Annotated in this window: 18 protein-coding genes; 3 read left to right on the forward strand and 15 right to left on the reverse strand. The window is 43.5% G+C overall.

What is annotated here, in order from left to right:
• Positions 1 to 44 precede the first annotated feature (44 nt).
• The gene (locus tag BM015_RS15505; RefSeq protein ID WP_090660771.1) at positions 45 to 386 is read right to left on the reverse strand and encodes a cupin domain-containing protein; all 342 of its coding nucleotides are present in this window, start codon (positions 384 to 386) and stop codon (positions 45 to 47) included.
• A 202-nt stretch (positions 387 to 588) separates the two neighbouring features.
• On the opposite strand from BM015_RS15505, the gene BM015_RS15510 reads away from it, so the two are divergent.
• Together BM015_RS15510 and BM015_RS15515 are read left to right on the forward strand one after the other, a co-directional pair.
• Positions 589 to 2151 carry a hypothetical protein gene (locus BM015_RS15510; protein WP_143075888.1) on the forward strand — a complete coding sequence of 521 codons (1563 nt, stop codon included), beginning with the start codon at positions 589 to 591 and terminating at the stop codon, positions 2149 to 2151.
• A gap of 155 nt (positions 2152 to 2306) precedes the next feature.
• Positions 2307 to 2828 (forward strand): hypothetical protein, encoded by a 522-nt coding sequence (locus BM015_RS15515; protein ID WP_143075889.1) that lies wholly within the window; start codon positions 2307 to 2309, stop codon positions 2826 to 2828.
• 25 nt (positions 2829 to 2853) lie between these two features.
• On the opposite strand, the gene BM015_RS15520 is transcribed toward BM015_RS15515, so the two are convergent.
• The 14 genes from BM015_RS15520 to BM015_RS15585 form a co-directional block, all read right to left on the reverse strand.
• Positions 2854 to 3690, reverse strand: a complete 837-nt coding sequence (locus BM015_RS15520; RefSeq protein ID WP_090660503.1) for a carbohydrate-binding family 9-like protein — start codon at positions 3688 to 3690, stop codon at positions 2854 to 2856.
• Between the two features lie 316 nt (positions 3691 to 4006).
• On the reverse strand, positions 4007 to 4258 hold the full coding sequence (locus BM015_RS21425) for a hypothetical protein (protein WP_143075890.1): 252 nt from the start codon (positions 4256 to 4258) through the stop codon (positions 4007 to 4009).
• 361 nt (positions 4259 to 4619) lie between these two features.
• Positions 4620 to 6224, reverse strand: coding sequence for an SLC5 family protein (locus BM015_RS15530; RefSeq protein WP_090660508.1), 1605 nt, complete (start codon positions 6222 to 6224; stop codon positions 4620 to 4622).
• A gap of 39 nt (positions 6225 to 6263) precedes the next feature.
• The gene (locus BM015_RS15535; RefSeq protein ID WP_090660511.1) at positions 6264 to 7043 is read right to left on the reverse strand and encodes a hypothetical protein; all 780 of its coding nucleotides are present in this window, start codon (positions 7041 to 7043) and stop codon (positions 6264 to 6266) included.
• Positions 7040 to 7747, reverse strand: a complete 708-nt coding sequence (locus BM015_RS15540) for a PIG-L deacetylase family protein (protein ID WP_090660513.1) — start codon at positions 7745 to 7747, stop codon at positions 7040 to 7042. Before BM015_RS15540 ends, BM015_RS15535 begins: the two co-directional genes overlap by 4 nt.
• 14 nt (positions 7748 to 7761) lie before the next feature.
• Positions 7762 to 8445 (reverse strand): RraA family protein, encoded by a 684-nt coding sequence (locus BM015_RS15545; protein WP_218148512.1) that lies wholly within the window; start codon positions 8443 to 8445, stop codon positions 7762 to 7764.
• Positions 8446 to 8486: 41 nt separating this feature from the next.
• Positions 8487 to 9254: an MBL fold metallo-hydrolase gene (locus tag BM015_RS15550; RefSeq protein ID WP_090660519.1), complete on the reverse strand. Its 768-nt coding sequence runs from the start codon at positions 9252 to 9254 to the stop codon at positions 8487 to 8489.
• A gap of 3 nt (positions 9255 to 9257) precedes the next feature.
• Positions 9258 to 10409 carry a mandelate racemase/muconate lactonizing enzyme family protein gene (locus BM015_RS15555; protein WP_090660522.1) on the reverse strand — a complete coding sequence of 384 codons (1152 nt, stop codon included), beginning with the start codon at positions 10407 to 10409 and terminating at the stop codon, positions 9258 to 9260.
• A 19-nt stretch (positions 10410 to 10428) separates the two neighbouring features.
• Entirely contained in the window at positions 10429 to 11424 is a 996-nt protein-coding gene (locus tag BM015_RS15560) for a zinc-dependent alcohol dehydrogenase (RefSeq protein ID WP_143075891.1), read from the reverse strand.
• Positions 11421 to 12278: an amidohydrolase family protein gene (locus BM015_RS15565; protein WP_090660528.1), complete on the reverse strand. Its 858-nt coding sequence runs from the start codon at positions 12276 to 12278 to the stop codon at positions 11421 to 11423. The genes BM015_RS15560 and BM015_RS15565 overlap by 4 nt, the downstream gene beginning before the upstream one ends.
• Before the next feature lie 77 nt (positions 12279 to 12355).
• Positions 12356 to 13735, reverse strand: a complete 1380-nt coding sequence (locus BM015_RS15570; RefSeq protein WP_090660531.1) for a GH39 family glycosyl hydrolase — start codon at positions 13733 to 13735, stop codon at positions 12356 to 12358.
• 27 nt (positions 13736 to 13762) lie between these two features.
• A complete protein-coding gene (locus BM015_RS15575) occupies positions 13763 to 16591 on the reverse strand; it encodes a hypothetical protein (protein ID WP_090660533.1) in 2829 nt (942 codons plus the stop codon).
• Between the two features lie 55 nt (positions 16592 to 16646).
• Positions 16647 to 18281: a RagB/SusD family nutrient uptake outer membrane protein gene (locus BM015_RS15580; protein ID WP_177191929.1), complete on the reverse strand. Its 1635-nt coding sequence runs from the start codon at positions 18279 to 18281 to the stop codon at positions 16647 to 16649.
• 17 nt (positions 18282 to 18298) lie between these two features.
• Positions 18299 to 21394: a SusC/RagA family TonB-linked outer membrane protein gene (locus BM015_RS15585; protein WP_090660539.1), complete on the reverse strand. Its 3096-nt coding sequence runs from the start codon at positions 21392 to 21394 to the stop codon at positions 18299 to 18301.
• Positions 21395 to 21633: 239 nt separating this feature from the next.
• On the opposite strand from BM015_RS15585, the gene BM015_RS15590 reads away from it, so the two are divergent.
• Positions 21634 to 22497, forward strand: coding sequence for an AraC family transcriptional regulator (locus BM015_RS15590; protein WP_090660542.1), 864 nt, complete (start codon positions 21634 to 21636; stop codon positions 22495 to 22497).
• Positions 22498 to 22537 lie beyond the last annotated feature (40 nt).

The following is a 22537-nucleotide window of genomic DNA, read 5'->3' on the forward strand; positions in this document are numbered from 1 at the left end:
TTTTACCCGGCCGCAAACTTCGGTTGACCAGTTCTTATACAAAACTATTGTTGCAAAAAATCTTCCCGTGCAGGCGTAAAAACATCTATTAATACACCCGCTTCTTTGCAAACGCAACCATGCAAAATACCAGGCGGAACAAAATAACCATCGCCCTGTTTTAATGTTTTCACTTCATCATCAATGGTTAGTTCAAAACTGCCGCTTTCCACATAACTTACCTGCACATGCGGATGTTTATGCATAGCGCCCACAGCGCCGGTTTCAAACTTTACTTTCACCATCATTATTGCATCGTTGTGACCAAATATTTGTCTTGAAACACCGTTGCCGGCATCAGTCCATTCAATATTATTATTAAGCTGAAAAAAATTGTTGCTGTCCATAAGGCCAAGATAATGCATTAATTATGGCCAACGCCTTTCATGGCAAAAATGCAAACCGGAGATTATCTCCGGCATACGCATAAATAACCGGCCCGGATGCAATATTGTTTCTTTATTCTGTTACTTTAGCATTAATTCATTTTTGCAGATGTTTCTTATTTTTAAACCTTTCTCAAGTATCCGGCAAAACCCTGTAATGGTAATGCGTAAAAAACTAATACTGCCTGTTTTATTTATTCTTTTTTGTGCAATATCACATGCACAATCTCTGGGCTGGATGATGGGTACCTGGAAAGGTACAGGCGGAATAATTCAGATTGATGATGTTTCAGGTGGAAGCTTTAGCGGTACTAAAACATCTGGCATCAATAATCATAAAATTACTACTGCAATATCCGGCGCTTTCAGGGGAAGAGGATTGTATTTGGAGGATGGGGAAGTTCTACGTGGTGAAGGACAGCCAACCAGCCAGGGTTATGATTGTTCTGCATGCACGCCGGTAACTAAAATAGTTATAAAACAAGACAGCCTTGTTTTAGTTAACAGCATTTCAAATTGTGACGAAAAATGCAATGGTGAAACTTTCTTTTACAGGCTGCTTACTGAATATGACAGCGCCACGCAACGATATCTTGTTGACCGGTTTGGAAGACCTTCAGACATCATTGGTTTCCGGCCACGCCGCCCGCAGGAAGATATACCGGTTGCCTCCAACGATAATAATGAGCCTTTAAAAAACGATGTTGTTCCCAACGCAGCAATAAATGATGCAGCAGAAAAAGAGAAACGTATAAAGGATTCACTGGATAATATTGCAAGAATAAGGCAGCAACAAATAAAAGATTCTACTTTATTTGCACAACAGAAAAAGCGGGATAAGGAAATAACAGACTCGCTCAATCTCGCAAAACAAAAGGAACAACAACGCATACAGGATTTGCTGGATAATGTTGCAAGAATAAGGCAACAGCAAATTGCCGATTCCATTCTGCTTGCACAAAAAAATAAACGGCAGCAGGAAATAACAGACTCTCTCAATCTCGCAAAACAAAAAGAACAGCAGCGCATACAGGATTCACTGGATAATGTTGCAAGAATAAGGCAACAGCAAATTGCCGATTCCATTGTGCTTGCACAACAGAAAAAGCGGGAAAAAGAAATCGCTGATTCACTCAATCTTGTACAACAAAAAGAACAGCAACGAATACAAGATTCGCTGGATAATGTTGCAAGAATAAGACAACAGCAAATAAATGATTCTACTTTACTCGCACAACAAAAAAGACGGCAACAGCAAATAGCCGATTCCTTAGCAGCAGTGCATAAACAACAATATGCTGATTCCCTTCAGCAGGCAGCTTTGGCTAAAACAGTTCCGCCGTCAGCGGCAGACAGTTCTTCTTCTGGCAAAGCACTTACCACCCGTACCAATGTATTATTAGGAACGTATCACATTACTTCACCGGATATTTTGATTGAACTGTTTGACAACGCTGAAATTGATGGCGACAGGGTTAGCGTATATCATAACGACACGCTTATTGTAAGCAACGAAATGCTGGATAAAAAACCCATCACACTAAACATTCATGCTGATACAGCAAGCCGCGAACATGAATTTGTGCTGGTAGCGGAAAACCTTGGAAGTATTCCACCAAATTCAGCGCTAATGCGGATAACGGCAGGCAAACAGAGCTACAGGTTATCAGTTAAAACCGATATGAAAACGAATGCAAGGATTGTGTTTTATTACGATGGAAAATAGACGGGGTTTATCTATTGATGCCCCAACTGATCCTGTGGTCAGAAGATTAATTGAAATTGAAGTATAGCCCGAATAATTTAAAAACGTGCAGGATAAATCTAAACATATTCTATTTTCACGGGATATTAACTCATTAAAACTAAAAACAACTCTAAATGAAACTACTGCACAGGCTTTTCTTTATAATGGTATTGCTGGATATACTCCCAACAAATAATATATCTGCCCAACTGGGTGTAAACGCAGCAAAGGTTGCAGCGCATGGCATTGTGGCCATTGCAGGTGGCAGCCGCCAGGAAAAACAGGAAAAAATTATTGAGCAATCCGTAACACAGGAAAAAATAAGCGGGTTAAAAGTGACCGTGTTGCGTGTGAAAGAATCAGATATAAAAAGCAAAGCCAAAGCGCATATTATAACGCTGCAAAACCGGCTAAACCATTACGACTCTCTATATAAAAATAATCAGCCAATTGATATTCCAAAGAATGACAGTGATTTAATCGCGATCATGGATAAAGATGAAGATTGGCCAACCGAATATTATGCCGGCGAACTAAAAGCGTATAAAAGATACGCTTTCCAGCAAAAACAAAAAGCAGCAGTTGCACCCGCTGATAGCTTACATGCAATGCCTGCTAACCCGGCAAACACCGATACTACAAAGGCAAAGTTGTAATTTTCGGCGGCTGCATATTTTGCAGTTAATCTTTAGCCGTAAAATGAACGAAAGTAAAACATTCAGGCACGTGCGTATCGCTAACGCCGTGCTTATTAAACGCCCATGCTGGATGCGGCTGTATTTCCTTTCCGCCTGATATAAGCTTCTGAAAACGGCCAAAAAAAATACGCCAGGTATCGCCTTCTGCAGGCGGTAATGACCTGCCATTAGCCAGCCAGTGCATGCTTTTCCAGGGAATGGCTATTTCCAGTGTCCAGCCTTTATCTGCGTGATTAGGATCATTTATTTTACCATCAATTTGCACGGCTGTTTGCAGCCCTTCCATGTCGTAATCCAAAAAGGCCCATTTAACACCTCTTGGATGCCGTCCCGTCCAAAATGAATCTTCCTGGCGGTCATCATTCCCGCCAAAAGTGTAAGCCTTTTCTTTATAAACATCAAAGGCAGGAACATCAAATTTTCCACCTTTTTTATAAGCATCTTTCCATATAAAAAAAACTTCATACACAGTATTCAGCGCATTTATTTCCAGTTCGTAATAACAATCACCGCCGTCAATAAATACTTCCAGGTCATTTTCGCGGAATATAATGCCATCGCGCTCTGTTATGGTGGCTGCTACATAAGGTTCTTCGGCCCAAAAAGCAATGTACAGGTATTCATCATTCCAAAGGGCAGCACAACGGGTGTCATAAAAAGCCGGGCTGCCATCAGTCATATCTACAAACCTGGGCGATTTAACTGCATTTATCCATTCCTGTTTGGTTAAATCGCCGTTTATGGTGAGATGCGTTTGTATTTTGCTGCAGGTATAATGTTTTACTTCAGTTTCATCGCAGCCGTATCGTTTAGCAGGCATCGTTTGAGCATTTGATTTTTGGAATAAAATATTTACCGGCTTAAGATATAATAAAAATGTTTGAGGTAATTTATTTCTTCTATTAATGCGGAATTATAATTGAGCTACAAAGATGGCGTTTAGCTGAAGCAAGAAAGAAATACCGTCAACGGGTTACTGCCCTATTAAAATATGCGGATAGCAATAGGGCTGGAATGCCTCATAACTTACCTTTTCTACCAGGGTTTTGAGCGCTTCTGGTTAGTAATTGCACCGCTATAGAATATGGATAAATTTTAAGACAGATGCAGTAAAGCTGCACCTTCATCTGAAACACTCAGTTCTTATATGGGCCAACCAATAAACTAAGCTGCCTGAGAATATTCCGGTAAGTAGTTTTGTGTGTAGTTGCTATGGGCGCTTCGCTTTGCCAGTGATGGTCTTTATGGATTATTACAATTGAGTTTCCAAGTTCATCTTTATGCTCGTATGGCATTATCATTACAGAACATCCTGATGATTCAAAATTAAAGATGGCGACAGAACGTATCTGTTCTCCGCAATGGCTGAATTCAATGATTTTAGTCATAAACAATCGTTTTACGTTTTTAAGCAGTGTCAGGTAAAAGAACCTTAATAAGAAGTTAGTTTTAATTTACTTTAAACAGCCGGATAATTGTTACACTGGTTGTTTAAAAATCGTGTTGTAAAAAAACAAAATTTCAGTATAACAGGTAACTGCATATATGTAAACGCTGCATTGTATTTCGTGACAGTTGTGTTTTTTACTTTTCCCGCAATTTATTTGCATGATAATGTTCTGGCTTCTCCCCGACAGTATATAACCTGCTTCAAACCGCACGACAAGACTGCCATCGAATTCAAACAGCGGTCAACATCAGCAGGGCAGATTAATCAACAGGGAAGCTGATTCAATCATAGATAAATTGTTACCAGAATCGCCAATAGATATAACACCAGGCAAGTGCATATAAAGCCAGCCATAATTTAATCTGCTTCCACCATGGCCGTTGCGTTCCCTTATCATCAAGATTTTTAACCCAGGACCACTTCCACAAAAAACGATCTATCTCTTTTAAATCGGGAGGAGTTGTTTTTAGGGAGACAATTATTATCAGTAACATTGTTAGTACTTCTGCAATAGCACCGGCATATAACCAGTGAAGTTTTATATCTGCAGCCAGCAGAAAAGCGCCTAATACTATTTGAATGATTACGCCGCCTGTTAATCCGGCAACAGCGCCTGCATAGCTGGTGCGTTTCCAGAATATACCCATCAGCAATACCGAAATAAATGGCGTAGCCATATACGTAACGCCGGTTTGAAAATATTTAAAGAGGCCAATGCTTCCCACCAGCGGGGCCAGGAGGGCAGATATGATCAACGCAGCGCCGCCCGATAACTGCCCGGTAGCAATCAGCTTTTTATCACTGGCGTTCTTATTAATAAATTTCTTATAAACATCTAAAGAAAAAATTGTGGCAATTGAATTAGACAAGGAGCTTATGCTGGCCATAACCGCTGCAAAAAAACCAGCCAAAATAACCCCCTTTAACCCCGACGGTGCAAAAAGCTGAAGCGCCAGCGGAAAAGCCCTGTCCTGGTTATCAGGCAACAAAGACGGGCCATTATGTAACACTTCCAGCCAATGATAAAGAATAAGGCCCACAAGACAGGTTACCAATGGGCGGACAATATTAATAAAGCCGGAAAATATCAGTCCCATTACGCCATCCCACCGGCTCCGCGCTGAAAGTATGCGCTGTATCATTACCTGGTTGGAAGATTGGTAAAATAAAAACACGCCAAATGTTGCAAGGATCAGGCCTGCAAATGGCGCTTCCGGGTCGGAAGCAGGCTGGTAGAGATGGAACCGTTCAGGCGCTGCAGCAACCATTGCATCCCATCCGCCGGGAATATGGCGTAAGGCCACAAAATAAAATATTATGCCGCCACCAATGAGCATGATGCATTGAATGGCATCCGTCCACATTACAGAACTGAGGCCACCGGCAAGCGTATAACTGGCTGTAATGATTATGATGCCTGCCATCACATATCCCTGGTTCCACCCGGTTAATTCACTCAACGTGATACTTCCTCCATAAATAACCGGCGGAAGAAAAACGAATACATATCCGATTAATATAACAAAGCTATAGATGGCACCGCAGGCCGGGCCAAAACGGCGGTTCAGCAATTCCGGTACGGTCATAATTTTATTGCGCAGGTACAGGGGTATAAAGAAAATCATCGTCAATAAATAAGTTGGTAAGGCCCACCATTCCCAGTTGGCGATACCCAGCCCGCCTTTATAGGCAGCGCCTATCGTTCCCACAATCTGTTCGCTTGAAATGGAAGTAGATACAAACGCAGCGCCAATAAGATACCAGGGCATATTGCCGGATGCCAGGAAATAACCCGCAGCCGTTCTTTTCACCTTTCGCGCTGCTAAAAAACCAATGATGACAACTAAAAGAATCTCGGCAATTATGATCAAAACATCAAGTGCGGAGAGATGAAAATTTTCCATAATAATGCTGCTGCAATTGTGATTGAATGCTGCCTGGTTTTATCTTGATTTAAATTTCCAGTGTTGCCTGTGAGTCACCGAGCCTCCCGGGGCCACTAAAAACCTTTCGCTAAGTGTTTCCAGCTCTGCCCAACCCGGGCAAACAAATATTTCCGTATTGGATCCTTTATCAACACATAATTCCGCGGTAGTTATATCAGGACTGCTTACAGTGAATTTGCCTTGCTGGCTTATCGCTGTTAATTCAGGAGAAACGCTGTGCCAGCCTGCCTTTCCCCTGAAATTCCCGTCCTCCACTTTTATTTTACCATCATCCAGCTTCCATTTTGAAGCATCTGTGCCGGGCCAGAAATTAATGGCCTTTGTTGTACAGGAACCAGATAATTTACAGGAACGCGGCACACAGGTGATGGCCCATAAAGCACCCTCCCACTCCCTTACTCCTGCGTTAAAAAGAACATGATCTATATAAAAACCACCCTGCGATGCTTCACTGATTACAAGTGAAAGCACCAACCCATTTGGCCGTTGTTTTGCTGATATGTGTACCGATGTGCCCTCAAGCCTTACTTCACACGGATCATTGTCGGGATGATAACTTTCGTCATTTTCGGGCGCTGTGGTAAACCTGTGCCCGCCATACATATACCACGCTCCCACGCTGAAGCCGGTATGATCTTCATATAAAATATTTTCCCCGCCATTATGCGTAAATGAAAGTATTCTCGGGCCAACAGCAACTCCTATTGCTAAAGTATTTTGACCTGCAATACATTGCACGGCATCGTTGCTTTTCCATCGCTCAAAGCTTACATTCATGGTAATATTCTGCTTGTAAGCCCGCGTTGAAAAGCATCAAGCCTGGTAAACGCTTCTGCATAACGGCAACCAGCGGCCATTCCGCGAAACCGTGCCTGCACTTCAATCATATCAAACAGGTTAGTATCTGCTAAATCTTTCATGGCTTCAAACTGGCTTTTATGGCAGGCAAGCATTTGTTTTTTCAGTTCAAATACATCCGAAATATCTACATACTCCGCAGGTGAAAAACCAATGCCGCCAAGATTATCCATATAATATACCCGGGCTTTGCCAAACCTGCATGCCGGCATTTGCTGATTGGGTATATGCGGAAGGCCTTTTTGGAAATAAGCGTCAAACACTAATTGTGATACATAACGGTGATCAGGATGATAGTCATTAGGGGAATGCGTGAAGATAATGTCAGGATCAGCCTTCCTTAAAATATCAATCATCTTTATTCTTTGCGCTGCATCAGGAAAAACATGCTCATCTATTACATCGCCCCAAACAAGATTTGCGCCGATAAGGTCCGCAGCCGCCCTGGCTTCCTTTGCACGTATATTTTTTAAAACAGCCGGTTCAATAACTGCATCACCCATACTTCCATCTGTGAAGATGGCTATAGTAACGGCATGCCCCGCCTGTATATAGCGGATAAGCGTGCCTGCACAAAGTATTTCCGTATCATCCGGATGAGCAACTATACAAAGTATATTCATAAAAAATTCAATTATTAAAGCACGCCATAACGGTCATACACAACACGTAGAGAATCTCCGTTTAAAAGGTCCCTGCGTGATTCATTTTCCTTAAACACCTTTTCATGCGCCAGTTCCAGCACTTTATCTTCAACCTCGTTAGGAATAACCACTACGCCATCAAAATCTGAAAATATCAACTCGCCCGGTTTTACAATAACGTCGCCGCAACGCACCGGTACATCATACGCCATTACACGGCCACGGCCGAGGCTATCGAGCGGACGGATGCCGCCGCAAAATATAGGGAATTCCATTTCCATTATTCTTCTGCAATCCCTTATCATGCTATCGCATATACAACCCACTGCGCCGTTGCGTTTGGCAATTGTGCTCATCAGTTCTCCCCATGGGGCATTGGTGCCTGCAAAATCCGTGGAATGCACAACAACATCGCCTTTTTTAAGAGAATCTACAGCTTCAATCTCCAAACCATAAGGATCCTCATATTCAATATAATCGGTTTCCATCCAGCGGTAGGTTCTTGCCCTGCCAACAATAGTGCAATTATCGGCGTCAAGTGGCCTTAACCGCTGGTGCATGGCCTGGCTTCTATATCCCAGTATATCTAATACATCGCAAACAATTGCCACATACAGGTTGTCCTTAATCCACCTGAATTTTTCTTCGTCACTGGCAAGTTTGAATTCTGTCATCATGATTTGTTGATTTTGGTAGTTCTTTTAATTGTAATTTTTTATTAAATATCCCAGGTAAACGGTTTAAAATGTTTAGGAATAACGGGTTTGCTCAATAATCTGTGATGATGGCAAAACCATTCAAACACTTCCGGATTTTCAGCGTTCAGCGGCATAAGGTCATAATGATTGGGCATTACATAGCCGGGGCTCACTGCCTTTGCAAACAATACAGCTTCTTCAGCATTGGTGTTTTTCCATTTACCGTTTATGGGAACCAGCATAACATCGGGTTTTGAAGGCGCCGCGTCCAGTACCAATGGGTGAAACTGTGTATCGCTGGTGTGATACACAGTTCTGCCATTTGAAAACTCAATAAGATACCCGGTGGTGTCAATCACATCTTTCCCGGTAGGTAATGCGAATACGCCCGTTACAGTAACCGAATCAACGGTAACACTTTCACCTGCATTTACCACGAGAATACGTTCTTCCGGCACACCTAAGCCGGGCAGCTTTTTTGCCGCTAACCTGGGCGCTATAAACCATGTTTCAGTTTTACGGGGATAAGCCCTGATGGTGACCGGATCAAGATGATCAAGATGGTCATGCGTAATAATATATACATCTGCATTTAATGATTCAGGCAATAGTGGCGCTGCAAAAGCACGGGAAAAACCGGCAACTCCCCCGCTGGCACTGTCAGATAAGTACGGATCGATAACAATAATTTTTCCGCCTGATTTTAAAATATACCCGGCCTGCCCCAGCCACCATAAAGCCGCTTCGGAAGGTTGCAACAAATAATCCGTAATTATTTTCATCTCCATGCCTTACAGGTTTATACAAAACCGTTTTACTGCTTTTTCGTCAATATCAATTCCCAAACCAGGGCCTTGCGGCACCGGGATATATCCATCTGCATCCAACTGTACCGGGTTGCGGATGATTTCACGCAACATTGGATTATCGCTTACGTTGTATTCAAGAAATAGCGACCTCGGTAAAACAGCATTGAGATGAAGGCTTGCTGCCGTAAGCAAATCAGTCAGCCATGCGTGGGGACAAACGTCAATACCTGCATATTCAGCTTCCCACATAATCTTTCTTGCCTGGGTAAACCCACCGCACCTTGAAAGATCAGGTTGCACCACATCTACGCCACCTTCCGCAATTAATTGCCTGAACCCCCAGGCTGTAGCCTCCTGCTCGCCTGCGGCAATGCGCGTTTTAACGCCTGCATCCTTTACCTTCCTATATCCTGTGTATAATTCAGGATGCAAAAAATCTTCCAACCAGTAAATGTTATAAGGTTCCAGCAGGCGGCAAAGTTCAATGGCGTCGTACGCACTCCGGTTCACCATCCAGCCGGCATCCACCATTAAAGCTATGTCAGGGCCAAGCGTTTTTCTTGCTGTTTCCACCAGTTTTATATCGAGCTTTCTGTCCTGCCCAAATACGCCCCATCCAAACTTTACCGCCTTAAACCCGCGCTGCATATAAAATTCACAGGCATGCCGGATAGCATCAGTGGTTGGACGAAAAAGTGTGGAAGCATAGGCTTGCACTTTATCTCTTCTTCCTCCACCCAGTATTTTATGTACAGGTTTGCCAATGGCTTTGCCAATGATATCATGGCAGGCAATGTCAAAGCCTGACAAAACCTGCATGGCAACGCCCCTTCTCCCAAAATAAATAGTGCCCCGGTAAATTTTATCCCATAAACGCTCCACATCAAAAGGGTCTTCGCCTGTTACCAATTCCTTCAGCCCTTCAAACATGCCTATCCCGCTTTCCGGTGCATTCACCACGGCTTCACCCACATGTGGTGATGTCTCAACATCCGACCATCCTGTAATGCCTTCATCTGTACTTACTTTAAGCAAAAGACAATGCTTTACGCCACGCGCCTCCTCGCTGCCCGCCGGGTTCGTGATCTCAAAAGGAGACTGAAGAATAAACGGTTCTACATTTGTTATTTTCATCTATCTATATCTTAACAGTTCAATTAAATACCAACGCAACTTTTAATGCTTTATCATGCCCGTTACTGGCAAGATCAAAAGCTTCTTTCCAATCATTAAATGCTATTTCGTGTGTAACAATATTTTCCAGTTGGAGTGATGCATCGCAAATACATGCCAGTGCGTCATCTATCTTATGCTCATCATTGCAGGCGCCGGCTATTTCCAGTTCACGCACATGAACACTAAAAAGATCCAGAGAAACCGGTTGGTGAACTGAGCTAAAAATCACCATTCTCCCACGGGGGCGTAAGGCTTTCATACAGGTATTTATAGCTTCTGCATTTCCCACGGCCAGGATGGCGATATCTGCAACCCTGTCCGGAACGGCAGTAAGTATTTCTGCACCAGGTATCATTTGCAGGCGGAACGGTGTGCGCCCGTTAACCAATACCCGCTGTGCGCCGGCCCTTTTTGCAAGCCGTGCGATAATATTCCCAAAAGGCCCGTCACCCACAATGAGCGCTGTTTTATCTTTCATATCGCCAGCACGGGAAACTGCTTCCAGGCAAACGGCTACAGGTTCCAATAAAGCACCCACGGCAAAAGGAATATCCTCAGGAATTTTCCTTACCCTGTCTTCACGCTGCAAAAAATATTGAGCAAAACAACCATCGCGGTCTATTCCAAAATGACCCATATTTGAGCACAAATGCCCCAGGCCACGCATACATTCTTCACAAACACCACAGGGAACAACGGGATGGACGGCGACCCTGTTCCCAAGTTTCAATTCTTTAACACCGGCGCCACACTGAACAATTATACCCGCACCCTCATGGCCCATTACACGGGGATATTGTATTCCAAAAGGGTTGCTACTAATATCATGGAGATCCGATGTACATATTGTGGCAGCTTTTGTTTGAATCAATACTTCATTCTCTTTAGGCACGGGAACAGGAAGCGTTACCTGCACCAGTTGATCTATACCCTGCAATTGCAGCGCCTGCATATATGGTGGAATTGTGTTCACTTTTTTAAAGGATTAGGCAGGTTGAGTAAATGCAATGCATCACGGTGAATAATTTCTTCTATTACGTCCGCAGGCACTTCGGGTAAACCGCTTCTGCCGGTAACATTGTTTAGTGCCCGTACCTGTGTTATTGAATCACCGGTTGTTGTAAAAGGAAAATCGGAACCAAACAATACTTTATGTTGCGCTTTATATTCAACCAATAACCGCATGGAATTATAAAATTGCCAGGGGCGGTAATAAAGTGCAGAAATATCCGCATACACATGAGCATGCCTGCGTATCACGGCAATCGTCTCTCCTTCCCAGGGATGGCCAAGATGTGCCAGCACCATGCGCAGTTCAGGGAAATCTATCGCCACAGCATCAAAATGAACAGGGCGGGAATAATCCAAAGGCGTACCGCTTACAAAGGAAGTTCCTGTATGAAAAAGTATGGGCAACCCATGCTGCTGGCAGTAATGATATATTTCATAACACCTTTTATCCTGCGGGTGCACATTTTGATATAAGGGTGAGAGCTTTACGCCAACAGCGCCCAATTGCTGATGACAGCTTTGCAATTCTTCCATAAAATTGTCGCACAGCGGATCAATGGATGCAAAAAACAACAACCTTTCAGGCGCTTTTGCCACATGCCCGGCCACCATATTATTGGGAATATTCCAGCCTGTTGCCGAGGCCTGCAAACCAAACACTACGGCCACATCTGCAGCTTTAGTTGTTTCCAGATGCCTTTCTTCCACATTGCCCCACACATCCGGGTTAACACTGCATCTTTCCAGGTCGGCATTGAGCTTTGGCCCGAAATGATGCGCAGCATTAAAAACATGTGTATGTATATCAATAATCATAGCTTTTATTTTTGCTTTCAGCTATCGGCTATCAGCTTTCAGCCTCATTATTCATTTTTCACCATTCACCATTGCCCCTACTCAAACGACCAGTAATGCACACCCCAGGGTTCAAACTTCACGTCGATGGTTTGCGTACCTTTTTTTAGTTTGATAAACGGGTCTGGCCGCAGCCGCTGGTTTTCTTCCAGGCCTGATCCTGATGCATCCAGCACAATATGGCGAACCTGCATATCTTTTGGCATATCATCAAGGCTAAGCTTAACCGTTACCGGCTGATCCGAAAAATTCCAGAGCACCAGGTTATGCATCAGCATTTTTGTGTCGTGTGCAGCAAAGCCGTGTACTTTATCGTTATCAGAGCTAACGGCAACCCTGTTTCCGCCCAGCCTTGACAATAATTTGAATGTATAGTAGGCCGGGCGCAACTGGTTTTGATAATCAATCAACCCGCTGAACTGCGCCTGCCGGTTCCACCAGCGCGTCATAAATGCCGTGCCGTGAGGTGAGAAAAATCTTGAGAATGTATCAAACGACACATACCAGTCGCGGATATGATAATAACACGACCAGTCAAGGCCCGCATCTTTCATTTGCCAGATTGTTTCAGCCACATAACAGGGCTGGAACCTGGGATCCAGAGGTGGGTTAAACAGATCCATGTTCCATTCATCCATGATCACTTCCGGTTTCAGCCCGGGATATTGGCTGATAAGATTTTTTACATATTCTATCTGGCCCCGTATAACAGTTGGGCTGTTGTTATAATGATGAAAAGAAACAAAATGCAGTGGCAGTTTTTCTGCTGAACAAACGCGCAGCAGTTCGGGTAAAATCGGTGATTTATACCAGGCCAGTGCAGGGCCGCCCACTTTGGCTTTGGGGTCTGCACGAAGGATGGCAGCAACTGTATGTTTGTAATACCTGGCGTAACTCTCCGGCTTAAAACGATAGGGCGTACCGCCATCTTCACCTATATCCACTTCATTTCCCACTTCCCAGTAAGTAATGCCCGCTCCTTTATCCAGGTAATGTTTTACTACGTCATATACAAATTGTTCCCAGCCTGCATAGTCATTGGGCTCAACAATATCGTGATCTACCACCGGGAAAAACTGTTTGGGTTTTAAACAAAAACTCATAAATGGTTTGGCGCCGGTTTGAAGGATATTAGACACCATGCTGTCGAGCGTAGCAAAATGATATTTTCCGGGTTCCGGGATAACATCATAATATTCACTCACAAATATTCTTATAATGCCGGGATGTAAAGCCCTTATTTCCGTTACCCGGCTGGCCAACATTGGTTCTTCGGAGAGCCCGCCCTGGCCTAAAGCCATTTGCTCCATTTTCATGGGGCCGAGTTCTTTGTCAAACTCCACTTTTACATTAGTAACCTGTGCATGTAATTGCACACTAATCAAAATGTAAACAATGATATTTTTTATTTTAAGCATGCTGTTTAATTGAGCCGGAAATGATCTTTAATATTTTGCCGTGATATTATATTTTCCTGCCGGTGCAGGAATGCTGATATATTCCTTTTTAATATCAAAATTCGTCCAACGCTTTCCGTTTACCATTACAGATTTGATTTGTTTTCCCAATGGATGGCGAAAGCGGATAATCAACTGTTTTGGCGGATTGCGTTCCGGCGTTTCAAGCGTTGCTTTGATTTCGTTTTCCTTGTTCAAACCTTCTATTAAAAATGATATTTTACCGAAATAAGTAGGCGCATCTTTCACGTCTATTTTCTTTCCTTCTTCCAGCCATTGCCGGGGTATTGCCTGGCCAATCATAAGCGTATCATTGCCCAACTCATTCAATAACATTTTCCGGTAAATTTCAAACCAGGCGCCGTCTGTGCTTGGAGGGCCGTAATATTGTCCCCATGCCCAGCGATGTTCAAGCGACGTAAATTGTTCGTGGGAAAACCCACAGGCCATCAAACTATAAAATGCACGTATCACAGCCTTAACATCATCCCTTAAAAAATACGGGGCTGCCTGCTGCACATACACCGGCTCGTTCGCAGCGCCCTGGTTTTTCAGGAACAAGTTATCTTCATTATCATGCAGCATGGCCGTAGTTAACCAACTATTTGCATCAAATACACCAAGACGTGATAAATGCAAAGGGCCGCAATCAACGTCTGTTGGGTACCATTGTTCCATCATGCGGCGCGGGGTAAGCGCATCTGTGGGCACATAATTAATCCAGGTGCCATCGGCGAGTCGTACCACAGGGGATTTAACGCTGCTTCTTGAGAATTCCTTTACTACTGATGCTTTTAATTCATCTGCAATTTTAGCTGTTTCATCAGCCCGCGGATGCCCGTATAATGCCAGCGCCCTCGCAAACATTTCAAGCCCGCCAACATAATACGCCTGTGTGAAAGCCCATTCTCTTTCGGCATTGGTTAAGTCATTGAGCGGCGCTAAGATCAGCCCGTTTTTACCGGAACCTTCTTTTGCTTTATTTACCTGCGATATACACCAGTCAAGCGTTTTAAGTGAATTGGGCAGAAGCTGATCAAACAATTCTTTATTACCAGACAACAAAAAATTTTGCGCAATAGCATATAACTGGCCGGGAGAATATACACCCCAGTTGGCAAAACCGCCTATCCTGCCATCAGGCTGTTGCTGGCTTTTAAACATGGCGGCGTATTCTTCCTGCGCCGTTGTATCATAACCACGTAAACCATAAATCATATAATCCACATAAACTGCCTGGTTAATGGGCCAGTCAGCATTTCTTTGCCCATAAGCCGTGTTGGCGTAAGGCAAATCCATGTGCGGTTTTCCATCTATATCCAATGTGTGCCGCGGCAGGATGAGTGCATGCCAGAGATTGGCGCGACATAAGTCATTAACGGCTTCTTCGGGTACCTTAAACTGTGCCCCTTTTGCGAGCCAGTTTTCCCAATAAGCAATTGTTTTATGTTTTTCCGCTGCATAATCCAGGTTATACAATCTCGTTAATCCAGACGGGGCAATAGCAGGAGAAGGCAGCTTGACTATAAACTCAGCATTTCCCGCTTCTGAAAGCAGGCCTGAAACAGTTAAGGTAAGTTGCTGCCCATTATCGGCAGTTACAGGATTTTTAGGCGTAACAGTTATATCTTTTCCTGCATCGAGCACTAAAAGAATACTGCCGTTTTGCTTATCTGCAATAATCCATTTACCTGCATCTTGTATTGCCTCAATATCATGGCTTTTTAATTCATTGCTTAGTGATATATTAAAATTGAATGGCCCGGGTTTTCCTGATATTTTTACCCGGCTATATATCAAACTCGGAATGTAACCGCGTATAGTGGTTGAGAGATCAGCCAGCGGCCCGGCAAACTGTTCTATCGTGGCTTGCTGCCCATTCTTTTCAAGTGCAGTAACAATAACCGGAAGTCCGTCACTGATTTTCTGGCCTTTCCACCTGCTTTCAGGCCATGTAAGATCAAGCCTGAACTTGTGCGGGGACGCAAAATCGGGCCGTACATTACCCCAACGGTCGATAGCAAATTTATATATTGATCCTGCTGCCGCTGCCGTTACAGTAAGATGGCCGCGGGTGCCCATCCATTGTGTTTGCCAGGATACGTCCCATTGGTATGGATTGCCAATATCCGGCCATAACCGGTTAAAAGTTTCTCTTGAAGCATCTGGTTGTTTTGCCACTTCATCCAGCACCCTGCTTCCTTTTAAAGAAGCAAGATGTTTTTTGAAATCAACAGGTTTATTCGCCAGGGTTATATAAACATCCTGTTCCGGCAGCCACATAGCACCATGTTTTAGCAGTTGCTCCAATGCGATGGTAAAACCTGCAGTGCTGTCATCATTCAGGCGTATGGTAAGTAAAGGTGCGTCGGGCCTGAACCATGAATCATCTTTTAAACTTGCCGACTGTCCCGGAGAACCGTTTTCCATCAGATAGCCCCACATGGCATCATCTTTCAGCGTATAGGAATCTTTATGCCCGGCCAATTTTCTTAAAGGTGCTGAAGGTTTGATATAATTTATATCCGCAACCAGTTCGTCCACATCACCTGCGCCGCAGTTAAGCATAGCCGAAGCCGCACTTAAGCGATCATTTTTTTCTGTTTGCCTGCCTGATACTTCTGAAACAATAACACCGGAAGAGCCACTTACCAATTGTACAAAACGTGCATTGCGCACCGAAGCTTTATGCCCCAGCGAAAGTTTTACCTGTATTCTTTCCGTACTACCTAACTGTGGCTGTGCTGCACCAGCCAGGCAGGTAACCAACCCCCATACTGTAATAACTCCGGTTATAAAACGCGTTGTTCTTTTCATAATAATCCTTCCATCGCTGATATACAGCTACAATTATATTTAATTCTATGCTAATTTAATAATTGGGATTTTGTTCCAGGTTAGGATTTTTATCAATTGCCGATTGCGGAATAGGAAGTACATAATTCTTTGCAGGATCAAAAACTTTTGCGCCGCCGCCGGCCGGAACAACCGTATAAACTGTATTTCCGCCAACTATATCAATTTTTATAGCATGCACTGTTCCGTTAAGTTTTGTTTCTGCAAGCTTAAGCCTTAATAAATCCGGTAATCTTTTTTCTTCAAAAGCAAGCTCCACCCTCCTTTCACGGGCAATTACCTTACGCATTTCTTCCTTGTTTAAGCCGGTTTGAATATCCGGCAGGTTTGAGCGGTTTCTTACGGCGTTAATAGCATCATATACAGATTGATCAGGACCGGCGGCTTCGTTTTTGGCTTCCGCATAGCTAAGCAATACTTCCGCATAGCGGAAAATGATCCAGTTAGCGCTGTTGCCATTATCCTGTGCGCCTGCATATTTCGGGTTTACGCCTTTAATAACATAATAGCCTGTTCTTGTTGATATGCTGCTGTTATTTAAATCTGTTGCATTCAGGCTGCCTACACCCTGTTTCATGATCATGGTAGCGCCCAGCCAAACGGATTCATCGTATATGATGGACTGGTAAAAGCGGTTTTCACGGTTTTCATAAGGATGCTGCGCATCATAACCTGAAGCCGGATCGGTAATAGGCAGTCCGTTAGCCATGGCATATTCATCCACCAGGTCTTGAGTAGGATCCACATGCCCCCATCCTGTAAGAGAGCCATTTACAAAACGCGGCCCTATCTGCCCGATATAATTCGCGAGGGAAGTACCACCGAGATGCTGGCGGCTGAATATCACTTCCTGGTTATTATTGTTGTCTTCATAAAAAAGTGTTGAATAGTCAGGGAATAAACTGTATTTATTCAGGTCTATTACTTTTTTATATGTGGCTGCAGCCTGCTCCCAGCGGGATAAATCGTTTGAAGGGTTTTTTAACGGGCTTGCATTAAACAGCTCTGTATAACCTTCAAGCGTAAGCGCTGCGCCTCTCGTTGCCCTTCCGGATTCAGCATCTACCGGTAAGTCACCCGCAATGGCCGCACATTCAGAGATGATAAAGCCAGCGGTTTCTTCGGAAGTATTTCTCGAACGGAATACTGCATCTCCCTGCTCGTTAATATTCAATACATCGGTAATGATGGGCACACCGCCATGATACGTCCATAACAGAGAATAGAAATAAGCCCTCAGAAAACGCGCTTCTGCCAGCCTTGTTTTTTTCCAGTCTTCGGGCAATGATGAAGCCGTAACTTTTTCTATGAACAAATTGCATTTGCGGATGTTAGCGTACTGTCCCCATTTGTTGGGCGTATTGGCCGGGGTATAAATTCCGGGCCCGTAAATATTTGTGCTTGTGCGGCCTGCCTGCCCGTTGAGGGAATTATCTGAAAAATTCTCCCAGGGGTCGCTCACGTCCAGCGTAGGTACGGCCGCATAGATATTGTTCAGGAATAAATCTGCATTATCTGAAGTTGCCCATAATGTTGCATCTGAAACCTGCTGTTTGGGTACCACTTCAAGGTATCGTTTGCAGGAGCTTATCAAAACAGATGATGAAATGATAATGATGCCAAATGCTATTTTAAAAAATTGCTTATTCATAATGTTTGGTTTGCCGGTTAAAAAGTAATGTTCATACCTATTGAAATTGCCTTCTGGTTTGGATAGCCCCAGCTTCCGTTGGGTATCCATGAATTGTTGGGGCCAATTTCCGGATCGTAATTCATCAGTTTTGTCCAGGTTAAAATATTCTGTCCTGATAAATAAATCCTGGCAGACTGAAGCTTGATCCTGCTCATTACCGAAGCCGGTATTGTATAAGATAATGTAGCGCTTTTCAGCCGCAGGTAATTTGCATTCCCCATCCAGAAAGAAGATGTTTGAGAGTTATTAACGGTTGGAGAAGATGTAAGCCTTGGGAATTTAGCGTTGGTATTTTCCGGCGTCCAGTAATCAAAATCCTGTACGTACGGAAGCATGGTTTCCCAGAACGGCATAATAGTAGAGCCATGATAGTACCAGTCAACTTTTGCCGCACCCTGGAACAATAATTCCAGCCCAAAACCTTTATAGCGAACGGCAGGCGCAAACCCATAAACAATGCCCGGCACGGCTGTTGGGTTACCAATTACGGTTAAGTCATCATTATCAATCTTCCCGTCCTTGTTCATATCTTCATACCGGATGTCGCCGGGCTGAACTGCGCCCCAGGGTTGTGTTGCAATACCGGATTTTAAATTACCATCCGCATCAAAATCATCAGCCTGGAAATAACCTAAAGCATGAAAACCAAATTGCGTTCCGAGCGGCCTTCCGGTAACCCGGCGATTGGGATTATTATAGGTGGTAGGCGTTTCAAAAACCTGGAGCAATTTATTTTTTGCATAAGTCATATTGGCCGATAAAGACACACTCAGGTCTTTTGAAAATTCATGCACGGACCCGATGGTAAAATCAAAACCCTGGTTTGACATGATGCCTGCATTAACCTGGCTAAGTCCTACGCCGTATTCAGCCGGTACAATTACATCGGGGCTTACAAGCATGTTAGACCTTTTTTCATGAAAATAATCGAACTCAACATTCAGTAACCCTTTCCATAAATTCACTTCCAGGCCAATATCCGTTTTTCTTGCCCGCTCCCAGGTAATGTTAGGATTAGGTTCTGCACTTTCGCTGATGCCTTGCACCGCATTGCCGCCCAAAACATAATTTGTACCCAACACATTATATATACTCATGTATTGAAACGGACTTCCTGCCAAAGCCCCTACTTCACCATAAGAGCCTCTTATTTTCAGGTTGTCAAGCCAGTTAAATTTATCCTTCAGGAATTTTTCTTCAGACAAACGCCAGCCCACCGAAAATGCAGGGAAGAAACCCCATCTTTTATCCGGTGCGAAATAGTAGCTTCCATCATAACGGCCACTTGCTTCCAGCAAATATTTCTGCGCATAATTGTAAGCCACCCTGTACACCAGCCCTTCCTGTCTTGCAGCGCTGGAGGCGCCGCCTGTGGTCATATCCGCAGCACTGGAACTGCCCATATTAATCTCATCAACCGTGAGATTAAAATTTCTGCGGGAGGCTGCAAGACTTACCAGGTCGTTGCCTTTTGCTTCAAATAAACCCAATACTGAAACATTATGCTGTCCGAATGAATGGTCATAGTTCAGGCCAACCTGGTAAGTAAGCTGTGTAGCATAATCAATATTTTGACTGAGCGAAGGCTTTGTCTGGCCCCAAATACCATCTGTAATCACATAAGGTGTTTGCGATTTATCAAGGCTTGCCTTGTGCACCGGCAAAGTCCATAGTTTATTCATGGCATAAGAAGGGTCGAATGCGATGGTACCTTTTGCTTTTAAGCCTGGTATAAAAGGTAATTTCTGTTCAACGGAAAGTTGCGTATAAAGCGCATTGGTAAGAATTTTTTGATACCCGCTGTTAAACAAGCTGCCGGTAAGAAAAGTTCCGGGCATTCCATTGCTGAAACGCAGTGGCCCGTACAATGGGTGCAAATAACCAATGAGCTCAAAAATGCGGCCCGTGGAAACCGCGGGATACATATTTTTCTGGTTTCGCCCGTTTACATTTAATGATACATTGGTAGTGGATGTTACCTGCGCATCTAAATTAAGCACGAGATTAAACCGGCGGGTATTGGTGGCTGGCCACATGCCTTCCTGGTACTGGTAACCCAATGCTGCATAATATTTCACTCTTTCCGAACCACCGGAAATTTCAACATTATGCTGTGTCAGCAAGGCATTTTTATTGGTGATCATACCCCATATATCTTTAAAAGTAGGATAAGCATCAGGGTCTGAGCCATCCTGGAATTTCTGCAGTTCTTCGGCGGAATATGGCTCGGGTAAGCCTTCATTTACAGCGGCTGCATTTCTCAACGTGGCATATTGGTAGGAGTTTACAAATTTTGGTAATACAACCGGGTTTTGAGAACCCACATAACCATTATACGTGAGAGAAGGCGCACCTGATTTTCCCCTTTTAGTGGTAACCAGTATTACACCATTGGCGCCGGCAACACCATAGGGCGCAACAGCAGCGGCATCTTTTAATACTGTAAAGGATTCTATAGTGTTGGGATCAAGTTGCTGGAAAGTTCTTGGTATGCCATCAACAATAAGCAAAGGCTGGTTAGACCCTGTAGAGGACAGGCCCCTTATATAAATATTGGAGCCATCCCTGCCCGGCTCACCGGACCCCTGTTTGAAAATAACACCGGATACCCTGCCGCCCAATCCATTACTTAAATTGGCAATGGGCACAGAGGCAATTTCTTTTCCACGCATGGTTGATACGGCAGCCGTTAGGGAAGTCTTCTTCTGTGTTCCATATCCTACCACTACCACATCGCTCAGCACATTTCCTGCCGAAGCAATAAGGTTAATGGAGATATGGTCCCCGTTGCCCACTTTTACGTTTTGTGTTTCAAAACCTGTGTGAGAAACTACAAGTGTTTGCCCGCGTGAAACAGACAGTGTGAACTCACCGGCTTCGTTGGTAACCGTGCCCTGCTGCGTTTCCCTTACCATAACAGAAACATCCGCCAGGGCTGCTTCGCCATCAGTAACTTTACCGGATAATGTAAATGTTGTCTGTGCAACCACTCCTTTCGCAAAAAGCAAAAAAACAAACAATGCAAAGAATGTTTGCTTGAGAGAGATAAATTTTGAATGCGCTGATTTCATAGCAATCGTCTTGTTTGTTTAACTTTAATTGGTTTAATACCGGACAATCAGTTTTATTTTGATTGCGTAAACAAAACTATTTTTCAGGCCCGCGCATTTTTTACACAATCTTGCTTAATCAATATCTTATCTTGTTAACACTCAAACACTAATTATCCTATTTTGACTTATTATTATCTTATTCTGCTATATAGCATACAAAATCAGGATAGGTTTTGCCATTTGCTTATGTTTGAATAATGAAGCCGCATTACAAACCAATTCCATCAGAATCAAAGCTGTTTAAGGTTGAATTTCAGAAAACAAGCCAGGAGTTTTATTATCCCTGGCATTACCATGCCGAGCTTGAATTAACTTTTATATTAAGCGGCCAGGGTGTGCGATATGTGGGTAATTCCATTGAAAATTTTCATGGGGAAGAACTGGTGCTGCTTGGCTCAAACCTGCCGCATGTATGGACAGAACAGGATGAGCCGGTAACTGCGATTGTAATTTACCTGAAGGAAGATTTTTTTGATAAAAACTGGATGCACAGTATTGAATTTGAAAGCATCAGGAACCTGTCTGTATTAATGAATAAGGGAATAAAAGTTGACCCGGAAGTAGCTTCGGCACTTAAGCTGAAATTCTATGAACTGCTTAATGCATCGCCATTTGAAAAATTGATGATTTTGCTGCAGGTGCTTGAGTATCTTTCCCATAATCACAAATCCAGGTTTTTATGCGGGCAGGAGTTTACGTTTGACCTGGATGACACGGACAAAACACGCATCAACTGCGTTTATGACTACATTCAGAAAAACTATCAGCGCCAGGTATCCCTGGCAGATATTGCTTCAAGATTAAATATGAGCGAAGAATATTTCTCCCGTTATTTCAGCAAAACAATGAAAAAACCCTTCTTCGAATTTTTGAATGAATATAAAATCAACAGGGCTTGCAAATTGCTTATTGAAACAGATAAACAGATCAGCGAAATATGTTATGCTTCCGGGTTTGAAAGCATCCCCTTTTTTTACAGGCAGTTTAAGAAATTTAAAGATTGCCAGCCTAAAGCTTATCGCATAAACTTTCAGAAGGTGCTAATGTACCAGCCGGTATGATTTATATCCCTGAATATGCTTTGATATGATACGGGCGAAT

The organism is Parafilimonas terrae (assembly GCF_900115755.1).
In the GTDB taxonomy this organism is placed as follows: domain Bacteria; phylum Bacteroidota; class Bacteroidia; order Chitinophagales; family Chitinophagaceae; genus Parafilimonas; species Parafilimonas terrae.